This is a genomic window from Tamlana crocina (assembly GCA_040429635.1).
In the GTDB taxonomy this organism is placed as follows: Bacteria; Bacteroidota; Bacteroidia; order Flavobacteriales; family Flavobacteriaceae; genus Flavisericum; species Flavisericum crocinum.
This window is the reverse complement of sequence record CP158972.1, coordinates 3512883-3525067: the sequence shown is the minus strand read 5'-3', so window position 1 is coordinate 3525067 and position 12185 is coordinate 3512883. Positions and strand designations below refer to the sequence as shown.

Genomic DNA, 12185 nt, shown 5'->3' with positions numbered 1-12185 from the left:
AGAAAGCTAAATTTTAGTTCTCTGTCATTTCGACCGATAGGGAGAAATCGCATCGTGTAAGAAATGAGAATTCAGTATTTTGATATACTTTATTATTTTGTTTCGTTTATTTTTTCAGGCGATTGTCTGGTATCAAAAATATTAGCGATTTCAATTCGACTGAAGTCATAATTTACCCAATAGACAATCTTGTAATTTTTGAATACTAAATACCGAAATTCTTGTTTTCGGTGCTTTAAACTGAGTTCAACTTGTCCGATTTCCGGTTGTTTTTCAATCCCTATTGTAGCATCAACAATGCCGTTGATTAACTTTTTAGCTACATTTTTACTGGCTTTTACAGAATAGTAACTATAAATGTCTTCAAGTTTTGTTTCGGCCAGTTCCAACCAGTAAACTTCTAACGCCATTTTTGAATTTTGGCCTTTAAATCGGTTGCTTTTATCATTCGCCCATTTTTAGAATCCTCCATGGCTTGATCCATTTCAGCATCATATTGTTCCATGCTCATGGGCTTTAAACTCTTTTCAAGTAATTCGGCCTTTCTTTTGCGCAATAATTTTTCTAGACCACTAACGATTTCTTCGTTTTGTAGTCTTAAAAATTCTTTTACAAATTCTATTTTACGAGCTTCTAAATTCATTTTATTCAGCTTTTTATCAAAGATACGAAAATATCAATTTGTGGTTTTAGTTTTGTTGGGGGGTATAAAACCAAATTCAAAAAGAACAAACGTGCTTAAAATGGGCGTTTTTATATCATGTTTTTTTAAAAAAAATATGGGGTTTTGCAACGGTTACCGGTGTCGTGAACCGTTTTTATTCAACACGTATGTATTCTGTGTAATAATATGTTGGTTTAATTCCGTCATTGCAGTCGTTCGGGTCATCACTTAAATATCCTATTTGAAGAGTAGTATCTGTCAATTTATAAACAGTTGCGTTTAAATTATCATTTTCTTCTTCACCTGTGTTAGCATATTTTATAAATAAATCAAGTTTGTTTTCTTTTAGTATCCATGTTCCACTACCATTTGAAGATTCAACACAATCACCGCTTGCACCATTAATATATTCATTACCATAATCGTTTGTGCTTAAAGTGCCATTATCATTAAATGTAATTCTTCCATTCTGTTCACAGATAGAGAGCTCATCTACTTCATCTATTGTCGAACAAACGGTAACTACTTTTGTAGGTTTCCAAACTCCTATTATAGAAGCGTCTTTAGGTGTAGAATCAGAATTTTCATTATTTGAGCAAGAAAATAAAATCATTAGTATTATTAAAAGTCCGCTTATTAAATTTGTTTTTTTCATCCGTAATGTTTGGTTTAAATGGTTTACAACTTGCAGATAAACACAATTGCGTTTATCACATAATATTTATGTGGCTAAATATACCAGCTACAAAACCAAACTAAAAATTTTTCGTACAAATCAAGGCCTCTTTTTTAAAAATAAACCCGAAAACTCACATTGGGCGTAATGCCCAGCGATTCATTTTCAATCGTGTTGATGTTGTTGTCGCTATCTAAAGTATAGTAGGTGTTAATAATGTTTCGTTTATTGAGCACGTTCCAAACAGAAGCACCAATGCTGGCACGGGTGGCATCGCTAATATTAAAAGCATATGTGGCCGAGCAATCAGCACGTAGGTAGTCGTTCAATCGGCTGCTGTTCGGTGGGGCGTAGGTAATGGTGTTGTCGTCAGGACTGTCGCTGTTACTGGGGTCGGTATGGGGTGTTCCAGAGTGCCAATTTACACCTACTGCCAATTTTAGGTTATTACTGGTGTAGGTGCCCGCAAAGCTTACGGCATGGGTAATATCGACATTATTGGGGAAGGGTTTACCGTTGTTTAACTTGTCAAATTGGTAACGGTTATCGCTGTAAGAATACGATACCCAGCCGCCCAGCACATCGCTAAATTGTTTGTTGAGGAGTACATCGATGCCTTTTATTTCGTAACTGCCAATGGCGTTTACAAACTGGTATTGGTTTTGAAAACCTTGGCTTCGGGTAGTAATGCCATCCACTTTTTTAATGTAGGTTTCGGCACTCACCAATAGTTTATTTTTGTTAAAATGAATGCCCGTGGAAAGCTGTTTGCTCCTAAGCACCGGAATGGGGTAAATGGTTTGGTTGCCGTTTTCAATCACTTCGGTTTGGTTGTTCGAAAGGACCCAACGGCGTTTTTCAATGCCCAGAAAGTCATTCTGCAAATCGATAATTTGTTGAGTGGTTTGGCTTTTAAATTCACCCAAAACCTCAAATCTAAAATGGTTTAAAAACCGCTGACTGAAACTGAGTCGGGGTTCGGCCAGAAGCATATCGAATTTGCCGAAATAGTTCAATCGGCCGCCCAAATTTAATCGTGTTTTGGCGTCGTTGGATAAATACTGGCTTTCGGCATAAACGGAATGCGTGCGCACCACTTCTTTTATATAACTCCTGAAATTGGGGTTGTTGACGTCTTCCAAATTACTAATGCCCGTTTCGGTAAATTGATAGCCCCCGTTAAAATGGAAATTGAGATTGGCCTCGTAATTAATATCGAATTTTGCCGAACCATCATAAACTTCGTTTTCTTGGATAAGCCGTTGGTTGTTGAGGATGTCGAAATTCGTGGCGTCCAAATCGTAATTGGTGACATACATTTGTGCGGTGGTGGATAGCTTGTCGTTCCAATCGCGCAAATAAGTAGTCCCAAAAGCCAAATTGTTTTGAATTAAATTACTGTTAAGCGCTTCGCTTCGGTCATTGATGACCGATTGCTCATCGTAATTCAATTGGTTGTGGATGTTCAAAAAATGAAAACGGAACTTGTCTTTTTTTGTGGCATCAAACAGAAATTTCACGGCAATATCATAAAAGTAAAAGCTTTCGTTTTGCGAGATAAAATCGTCGTTTTTTTTGGCATCGTTAAAATCGGAATCCTGAAAAATACGCTTAAAATACTGTTCGTAGGTTGAGGTATTGATGAGGTCGGTGATGGAACGTCGGGCCGATAATTGCAGTTCGGTGTTTTTTGAAAGCGGTATTTTGGCAAAACCATCGGCATTGATAAAGTTGAAACCCATTCCGGCTTTAAATTCGTTATCAATTTCGTCGGGCAATTGCATGTCGATAATGCTCGAAATGCCATCACCGTATTTGGCGCGGGTACCGTTTTTAAACACGGAAACTTTTTTTGTGGTATGCGGATTAAAGGCTGAAATGAGTCCGAAAAAATGCCCCGATTGAAACATTTTTATGCCGTCCCAAAGCAGTAGGTTTTGGTCGTGCGTGCCACCACGAACGTTAATATTCGATACGGTTTCGTCGGCACTCAATACACCGGGAAGGGCCTGAATGGTCTGCAATACGTCGGGCTCAATCAATCCGGGTAAAATACCGAAAGTTTGCGGCTTTATGGTTAACGAACCATCGTTGAGTTTAGTAATTCCCGAGGTTAAATAATTGGTGACAAAAACTTCCTTTAATTTTTGGGGGAGAAATTTTGCTTCAGAAGATTTCGGTTTTGAAATGACGATATATTCGTTGTTGAGCAGTTCAAAATCCAATTGGGTTTCGGTGTTTAAAAACTCCAAGACGGCTTCCAACGGCATATCAGTTGGGGGAAGCGCACTTTTCTTGTTTTTTATGGTGTCGTCGATGTATGAAAAACTCACTCCAAATTTTTCCGAAAGCACCTTTAAAACGGTGGCAAGCGGTTGCTTTTCCTTTTGCGGGTTTTGCGCCGTAAGTGGCACAACATTCAAAAGAAACAATAAAAAAACAATGAAAAAGAAGTGGTTTCTACTCACGCTTTAATGTAATCGAATGGTCGGTTTTGCTATAAGTTACATGTAAAGGTAAGGTAATAGATTTTAAGGCCACATCCATATTGTCGTGGGTAAAACTACCGGTAAACAATTGTGAGGAATCGATGCCCAATAGGGTGATGTCGACGTTATATTGTCTCTCAAATTCTTCAACTACCATTTTATAGGGTACGCTGGTAAAGCTACTGGCATTATTTAGCCACGAAGGCTCGCTGCGGTTTTCTTTTTCTTTAGCAATTGTTTTCCCGTCGATAATTAAAAAACTGTCGCCAGGTTTTAATTTCGTTTCATGAGAATTGTAGGTTACCCCAACAAGCCCTTCGTAGCAAATAACTTCAAAATAATTGTCGCGTTGTTTTACATTGAACTGGGTGCCGTAAACGGTGACGTGTCCAGCCGATGTGTTTACTTTAAACGACGACCCTTTGGCTACTTTAAAAAAGGCCTCACCCTGCAACTCTACTTCGCGGTGGTCTTGCCAATCTCTTTTGTTGTACACCAAAACCGATTTGGCATTAAGCGATACTTGGGAAGCATCCGGCAGTTCGATGGTTGTTTTTTGAGCAAACTCGGTAGCAACTGTCGTGTTTAAAGTGGTGGTGTAATAGTACACACCAAAGCAAATGGCCAAAACGGCGGCGATGCGCAGCAGTGGCTTTAAAAGGTTTGCAGACGATTTTTTTCTGGCTTTTACCACCTGCATGACTTTTTCAAGTTCTTGCTCGGTGTTGTAATCATCAGCTTTAAATGCCTGTAAACTGCTGTTCAAGGCAACCAGTTCGTCGTAGTCCTCAAGGTTTTTAAATGCCTTGAGTTCTTGCTCGGTTAGGTTGTTGTCCAGCCATTTTAATATGAGTTCTTCTCGGTTCATCATTTGCTTATTCAACTATATAACAGTTAACTTTTATTTTTTCCTACCCCATTAGTTAAAAAAGTTTCAAGTTTCACGTTTTTTGTTGGTTTTGGAAAAACTTGAAATCCGAAACTCGAAACCTGAAACCAAAAAACTTATAGTTCTTTAATGTCTTTCCGCAGTTTTTCCAAAGCGCCATAAATACGTTTTTCAACGGCTTTGGTCGAAATATCTAAAAGCTCGGCAATTTCCTTAAAACGTTTGCCTTCCACCCGGTTCATTAAAAAGGCTTCGCGCTGCGCTTCGGTTAAATTGGCCAATGCTTTTTGGAGTTTGACATTATATTCGGTTTCCTGCATTAAAAATTCAGGGCTTTCGTTAGTGCTCAGTTTGGGCTTGGTCTGCTGGTATTTTAAAACCACTTTTTGGTGTGCGGCTTCATTAAGCATTAAATTATTGGCAGTGGTGAACAAAAAACTCTTGGCCTTATCAGGCGAAATTTTAGCGCAGTTTTCCCAAAGTTTAATAAAGGCTTCCTGCACTTTGTCTTTTGGGTTGAGCAATTCACCAAACTTGTAATAGAGAAAATGGTGTAAATCTTTAGAGTATTTCGTAAAAATGGAAGAAAATAAATGCTCTTCGCAAATGTTTTCGTGTAGTTGTTTCCCCATGTTTATTGGTAGTTGGTGCCACTAAAATAAGCCTTTTTACAGTTTAGGATTTAGGAATTTTTAATTTTTTTTAACATTAGGGGTAGGAATTTTTAAAGTTGATCTGTTTTATAAACAAAAGCTATGTTTAACCCAAAATCACTAATCATGAAAACTAACATTAAAACGTTATTACTAATTCCTTTTTTTGCCCTTTTATTGTTCACGTCCTGTCAAGAGGAGGCCGTTGAAATAACGCCCATTGACGAAAGTGAAGCCCTAGCCCCAGATGCAGAGTTAACCAATTTAATGCTCTCCACATCTACCATGGACGGATCTGCTGATAACATTATCGACGGCGCGAGCTGTTTGGCGGTAGAACTTCCAGTTACCGTTATTGTTAAGGATGTTGAAATTATTATCGATTCTAAAGAAGACTTCAAAGTTATCGAAGCCATTTTTAAGGAGTTTGATGATGATGAAGACCGATTGGATATTGTGTTCCCCATTACCATTGTATTGTCCAATCACGAAGAAATTGTTATCCAAAATCAAGATGCCCTTGAAGAATTAATCGATGAATGTAGGGATGAAAACGAACCCGATAACGATATCGAGTGTGTCGATTTCCAATACCCCATTTCATTTTCTGTGTATGATACCGATTTCCAAATCATCAATGTTGTTACCATTGAAAACGACCGCCAATTATACCGTTTCATTAAACGTGTAAAAAATTCAGAGGTGTTTGCTAGTTTAAATTTCCCCGTAACTATGGAGTTGGCTGATGGTACCGAAATTGTGGTTAACAACAATATTGAATTGGCCAGAACCATTAAGGAAGCTAAAGATGCCTGTGATGAAGACGACGATAACGATTATGGCGATGATGATTTTACAAAAGAACGTTTAGATAAATACTTGATAGCTTGCCCTTGGGTGGTTTACGAATACCAAAGAAATAACTTGGATAGTACGGCCGATTTTAAAGAGTTTGCACTAAACTTTAAGGCAGATAGCGTTGTAGTAATGCGTGCCAGAGGTGGCGATATTTTAACCGGAACGTGGAGCACTCGTGTTACCGATAGGGGAGCCCTTTTAAAAATGGAGTTTGAAAACTTGGCCGACTTCACCCTAGAGTGGTTTGTTTACGACATTGAAGATGGTAAAATTAAACTGTATCAAGAAGGCGGTAACCGTATTATTATGAAGCGTAACTGCGAAATCGTAATCGATATTACCAAAGAACGTATTGAAAATTATTTGCAAAAATGCCTGTGGCGCGTGGCTCGATTGAGCGTTGATGGTGCAGATAATGAAAAAGATTACATCGGTACGCCGCTTAAGTTCTACGAAAATAATGTCGTGAAACTACGTGTGAATGGCGAATTGGTTGAAGGGACTTACGAAATAGGATTCCGAAATGCTGGTTTTACGCTTAAAATCATGTTGGAAGGCCGACCAAATTTAAAACTGGAGTGGTTAATCACATTCTTGGAAGAAGGGTTGATGAAACTTGAAAGTGCCAACAACAAAATGATTTTAGAAAGACATTGCCCAGATGTTGATGACGATTTAACTTATATTGATAGAGTGTTGGTTAACGGACTATGGGAAGTAGCGGCCTACCATGTTGAGGACAACAATAACCCAGAGCCGTTTTATATGTACACTTTAGATTTTAAAGTAACTGGAAGAGTGGTTGTAACCGATCCCAACAACGGTACGTTTAGCGGGGCCTGGTTGGCTTATCGAAAAGATGGTTTAAACCTAGGGTTGTACTTTGGAAACAATGAGCCTTTCAACAAATTAAACCACAGATGGAAAATAAGAGAAGTTTCACCTAATAGAATAGAACTAAAGGATTTAAATGCCAATGGCGGCATAGAAAGAATTTTGGTTCTGGAAAAGAAAGCGTAACAAAACATGTTTGCAACAAAAAGGAATCCTGCATTTTCGGTTGGTTAGGTTAATTATTACAGATTCCTTTATAAAGGCTGTCATTTTAAAATGGCAGCCTTTTTTTTTGTTCACATTAATGAACGATTCTTGTCATAATACGCTTCAAATCATTAAATTTGCAACTCTTAAAAATTTAGAAGAATTATGTTCAATAATTTAAGCGATAAATTAGATAAGGCCTTACACGTCCTGAAAGGGCACGGAAGCATCACCGAAGTAAACGTTGCCGAAACTTTAAAAGAAGTTAGGCGTGCACTTTTAGATGCCGACGTTAACTTTAAAATAGCCAAAGAATTTACCAACAAGGTAAAGGAAAAAGCATTGGGGCAAAACGTATTGACCACTTTGCAGCCTGGGCAGTTAATGGTGAAAATCGTTAAGGACGAGTTAACAGAATTGATGGGAGGTGATGCCGAAGGAATCAATTTATCGGGCACACCAAGTGTTATTTTAATGTCGGGTTTACAGGGGTCTGGTAAAACCACCTTTTCTGGTAAACTGGCTAACTATCTTAAAAACAAAAAAACTAAAAAGCCTTTATTGGTTGCTTGCGACGTTTATCGTCCTGCAGCGATAGACCAATTGCACGTAGTTGGAGAGCAAATAGGTGTTGAGGTTTTTAGTGATAAAGGAAACAACAATCCCGTGGCCATTTCGCAAGCGGCAATAGCGCATGCCAAATCTAACGGACACAATGTGGTAATCATCGATACCGCTGGTCGTTTGGCGGTTGATGAGGCCATGATGACCGAAATATCGAATATCCACAAGGCTATCCAACCACAGGAAACATTGTTTGTAGTTGATTCCATGACGGGTCAAGATGCCGTAAACACGGCAAAAGCCTTCAACGATGTGTTGAATTTTGATGGGGTTATCCTTACCAAATTAGATGGTGATACCCGAGGTGGTGCCGCGATATCAATTAAATCGGTAGTAAATAAACCAATTAAGTTTATTGGTACTGGCGAAAAAATGGAAGCTATCGATGTGTTCTATCCTTCTCGTATGGCCGACCGTATTTTGGGTATGGGTGACGTGGTGTCGTTAGTAGAGCGTGCCCAAGAACAGTTTGATGAGCAAGAAGCTAGAAAACTTCAAAAGAAAATAGCCAAAAACCAGTTTGGGTTCGACGATTTCTTGAAGCAAATCCAGCAAATCAAGAAAATGGGTAACATGAAAGATTTGATGGGCATGATTCCTGGTGCTGGTAAAATGCTGAAAGATGTTGATATTGATGATGACGCTTTTAAAGGGATTGAGGCCATTATCCATTCCATGACACCAAAAGAGCGAACCACCCCTTCGATATTAAATGCGAGTAGAAAAAAGCGAGTGGCCAAGGGGTCGGGTACTTCGGTTCAGGAAGTCAACCAGCTTTTAAAGCAGTTCAACCAAATGAGCAAAATGATGAAAATGATGCAAGGCGGTGGCGGCAAAAAGATGATGCAAATGATGAAGAATATGCGCTAAACTTGTTAAAAGTGTCATGCTGAGCGTAGTCGAAGCATCTCATAACAAATAAAAAACTTTGTGCTTTATCGAGATAAATTTCGTGTATTCGCAGCACAAATCAAATAAAATAATCTTGGCGTATTTTGCGCCTTTGCGAGAAAAAATATGACAATCTTAGACGGTAAAAAAGTAAGTAACGACATTAAAGAGGAAATTGCCGAGCACGTAAGTGGAATGAAGGCAAAAGGCGAAAAAGTGCCGCATTTGGCGGCAGTTTTAGTAGGTAGTGATGGTGCGAGTATGACCTACGTTAACGCTAAAGTAAAAGCTTGTGAGCGTATTGGTTTTGAATCGACGCTTATTGAACTTCCGGAGTACACTTCCGAAGAAGAATTGCTTGAAAAAATCAACGAGCTGAATACCAATGATGACATCGATGGGTTTATCGTGCAGTTACCATTGCCAGAACAAATTGATGAGCAAAAGATATTGATGGCGATTGACCCTGATAAAGATGTGGACGGATTCCATCCTGTAAATGTTGGCAGAATGGCTTTAGATTTGCCTACCTTTTTACCGGCAACACCATACGGAATACTAGAGCTTTTAGAGCGTTACCAAGTAGAAACTTCTGGTAAAAACGTGGTGGTTATGGGGCGCAGCCATATTGTAGGCCGACCTATGAGTATTTTAATGAGCCAAAAAAGAAAAGCTGGCGATGCTACCGTAACAGTTGTTCACAGCCGAACTAAAAACTTGGCTGAGATTACGAAGCAGGCCGATATCATTGTGGCAGCTATCGGGATTTCAGAATTTTTAACAGGAGACATGGTTAAGGAAGATGTTGTGGTTATTGATGTGGGTATTACCCGTGTGCCAGATGCTACAAAGAAAAATGGCTACCGATTAGCTGGCGATGTGGAGTTTTCGAGCGTGAGCCAAAAAGCCAGTTACATTACTCCGGTGCCTGGAGGTGTTGGCCCTATGACGATTGCCATGTTGCTTAAAAATACGCTTTTGGCAAGAGAAAGACGCTCTTAAAAAGAAGAAAGCAAAATAAAAATAAACGAAGAAAAGGCAGGTAATTTGCCTGCCTTTTCCGGTTTAGACAACATTAAGTCATCAGGGATTTAAAGTGAATTTTTAAATGGGGAAATATTTATAAATGGCTTGTATAATCTGGTTTACACGGCCAAAATTGAATGTTTTCATGTACAGGTAGCTTCTGTCCAACAATCGCTGTACCGTTTTATTTTGTTGGTATTGTTTTCTACATTGGTACAACCGGGCTGCAGTGGCTAAGTCATCTTCGTCATAGGGTACGCCTGTGTATTCTTGGAGCATGGTTAAATAGTCAAACCCAAATTCTTTAGTTGGTTCTATTATGGTGCCTTCTCCAAAATCGTTCCATGTGATAATTTGAATGAAATCGGCACTTTCGTAGCTCGAATTGTTCAGTGTTTCTACAAAGGTTAACCCGTTATGCCTTGGCAAAGTCCAAGTATTAATGCCATCGGACCAGCCGCCTTCCTCATAATAACTTTTAAAACCCGGATACGTCGAACCAATGGTAATGTCGTTGGAACTGGCAAAGGTTGAATAGTAATAGTCTTGGGCCAATAAGTGGTCTGGTGCAACCCATAAAAACTCACCGTTAAAATGGCTTGAAATACTGTTTTTCAGACCCCAGAGAGAAATTAATGACGGTTTATGGCTTTCTGGAAACACGCTGTAAATTTGGTTCCAGTCATTGATTTGGGTTAAAAAATGGGGACCAAAAACAGCAATAAGTTTCGTGCCGTTAAAGGTTAAATAATTGGCACTTTTAAAATAGGTGTTTTTTATATAATTAAAATCTTCAATGGCCTTTTCAATGGGACTTCTGGAGGTGGTCCCATTATCTAAAAAGGCCACTCGATCTTCATACATAATGCTGAAATCTAAATCTACACTCTCTAATCTGGGGATAAATTTTTCAGTAGCGTTTTTAATAAGGCCGTAATCGTGTATGTTCCTGCTACCGTACCAGTCGAAAATAACACCATCGATACCTGACAGTTTCATTAGTAAAAAATGATATTCGTGCAAATGTGAATCGAATGACGAGTAGGGACCAACTAAAGGGTTAAAATACGAGGCAATCTCGTTGTTGCCGTTTTCATCGATACTGTCGGGGTTTTTGTTGGTCATGGTCCAGTGCTGCCCCCAATAGCCATCGTGGGGTTTAGACTGAAACCATGGTAAATAGTGCACGTACACTTTTTTAGGGTTCGATTTGTAAATCTCCATACCGGAATTGGTCTTGGCCAAAATGTTCAGGTTATTTTGCCCTTTCAGTAGCAATAGTTCTTCATCGAGAACTTGTTTTAAAACCGAATCGTTGTAAATCGTGTTGTGTTCTAATTGGTAAGGAACTGTTCTGGTTTCACTCGGCGCAGGCTCATGGTCTATTTCGCAGGAAGCAAGTTGTAAAATGCACATCAGGGCAAGAAGTGATTTTACTCTTTTGGTAAAGTAGGTTTTTGTCATAATTTATAGGTTGGTCAATTAACCTTATAAAAGTATGACTAACAGAGTGTTGTTGTAAGTTAATATCTATAACCTCAAGAAAAAGTATAGATGAAAGGTTTTGTTGTTTCGGTAAAAGGTTGTTGTTGAGGTGTTTGTGTACGCTATTTTTTTCTTTTTTTAGCAGAAACAAAAGTTTTAGAAGAATCTTTTAAAAGTTGATTCAGTTGGGTGAATTCCTCTTTGGTCAATTCGCGGTATTGGCCAACGGGAACGTCTAGCTTAATGTTCATAATCCGAACGCGTTTCAAGGTTTGTACCTCGTAGTTAAGGTATTGGCACATGCGTCGGATTTGGCGGTTTAATCCTTGGGTCAACACAATCCTAAATTTATAAGTGCCCAATTTTTCAACCTTGCATTTTTTTGTAGTTTTGTTGAGGTCGGGTAGGTGTATGCCACCAGTCATGCGCTCAATAAAAGTTTGCGAAATGGGCTTGTCAACGGTTACAATGTATTCCTTTTCGTGATTGTTGCTGGCCCTTAGAATTTTATTCACAATGTCACCATCATCCGTCAAAAGGATTAAGCCTTCACTGGGTTTGTCCAATCTTCCGATAGGAAAAATGCGTTTGTGGTAGTTGATAAAATCAATAATATTGTCTTTTTCAACCGAGGTGTCGGTGGTGCACACAATTCCCACAGGCTTGTTGAAGGCTAAATACACAAACGATTCCTTAGTGTTTTTAACCAAAGTTCCGTCAACGGTAACTTCATCGTTTGGCCCAATTTTAGTGCCCTTTTCAGGAACGCTGCCATTAATAGTTACACGCCCGGCTTCAATAAGCTTATCGGCCTCACGGCGTGAGCAATAGCCTACTTCGCTTAGGTATTTGTTGATTCGTTTTAAGGATGTGTCTGCCATGCTTCAAA

General features: G+C 39.0%; 11 protein-coding genes. 3 read left to right on the top strand and 8 right to left on the bottom strand.

Annotated features, from left to right (window positions below; all coding sequences use genetic code 11):
- Window positions 1–92 precede the first annotated feature (92 nt).
- From ABI125_15310 to ABI125_15285, 6 genes are all read right to left on the bottom strand, one after another.
- A complete protein-coding gene (locus tag ABI125_15310; GenBank protein XCF06074.1) occupies window positions 93–410 on the bottom strand; it encodes a type II toxin-antitoxin system RelE/ParE family toxin in 318 nt (105 codons plus the stop codon).
- Window positions 401–643: a hypothetical protein gene (locus tag ABI125_15305; GenBank protein ID XCF06073.1), complete on the bottom strand. Its 243-nt coding sequence runs from the start codon at window positions 641–643 to the stop codon at window positions 401–403. Before ABI125_15305 ends, ABI125_15310 begins: the two co-directional genes overlap by 10 nt.
- A 175-nt stretch (window positions 644–818) precedes the next feature.
- Window positions 819–1319, bottom strand: a complete 501-nt coding sequence (locus tag ABI125_15300; GenBank protein ID XCF06072.1) for a lipocalin family protein — start codon at window positions 1317–1319, stop codon at window positions 819–821.
- A gap of 134 nt (window positions 1320–1453) precedes the next feature.
- Window positions 1454–3808 (bottom strand): TonB-dependent receptor plug domain-containing protein, encoded by a 2355-nt coding sequence (locus ABI125_15295; protein ID XCF06071.1) that lies wholly within the window; start codon window positions 3806–3808, stop codon window positions 1454–1456.
- The gene (locus tag ABI125_15290; GenBank protein XCF06070.1) at window positions 3801–4700 is read right to left on the bottom strand and encodes a FecR family protein; all 900 of its coding nucleotides are present in this window, start codon (window positions 4698–4700) and stop codon (window positions 3801–3803) included. The genes ABI125_15295 and ABI125_15290 overlap by 8 nt, the downstream gene beginning before the upstream one ends.
- Window positions 4701–4834: 134 nt before the next feature.
- Window positions 4835–5350, bottom strand: coding sequence for an RNA polymerase sigma factor (locus tag ABI125_15285; protein ID XCF06069.1), 516 nt, complete (start codon window positions 5348–5350; stop codon window positions 4835–4837).
- 147 nt (window positions 5351–5497) lie between these two features.
- Here ABI125_15285 and ABI125_15280 point away from each other — a divergent pair, with 147 nt between their 5' ends.
- From ABI125_15280 to folD, 3 genes are all read left to right on the top strand, one after another.
- Window positions 5498–7249, top strand: coding sequence for a hypothetical protein (locus ABI125_15280; GenBank protein XCF06068.1), 1752 nt, complete (start codon window positions 5498–5500; stop codon window positions 7247–7249).
- Between the two features lie 186 nt (window positions 7250–7435).
- Entirely contained in the window at window positions 7436–8764 is a 1329-nt protein-coding gene (gene ffh, locus ABI125_15275) for a signal recognition particle protein (GenBank protein XCF06067.1), read from the top strand.
- 147 nt (window positions 8765–8911) lie between these two features.
- On the top strand, window positions 8912–9787 hold the full coding sequence (gene folD, locus ABI125_15270; GenBank protein ID XCF06066.1) for a bifunctional methylenetetrahydrofolate dehydrogenase/methenyltetrahydrofolate cyclohydrolase FolD: 876 nt from the start codon (window positions 8912–8914) through the stop codon (window positions 9785–9787).
- Between the two features lie 102 nt (window positions 9788–9889).
- On the opposite strand, the gene ABI125_15265 is transcribed toward folD, so the two are convergent.
- Entirely contained in the window at window positions 9890–11275 is a 1386-nt protein-coding gene (locus ABI125_15265; GenBank protein ID XCF06065.1) for a glycoside hydrolase family 71/99-like protein, read from the bottom strand.
- 143 nt (window positions 11276–11418) lie between these two features.
- Window positions 11419–12177 (bottom strand): 23S rRNA pseudouridine(2604) synthase RluF, encoded by a 759-nt coding sequence (gene rluF / locus ABI125_15260; protein ID XCF06064.1) that lies wholly within the window; start codon window positions 12175–12177, stop codon window positions 11419–11421.
- Between the last annotated feature and the right edge of the window lie 8 nt (window positions 12178–12185).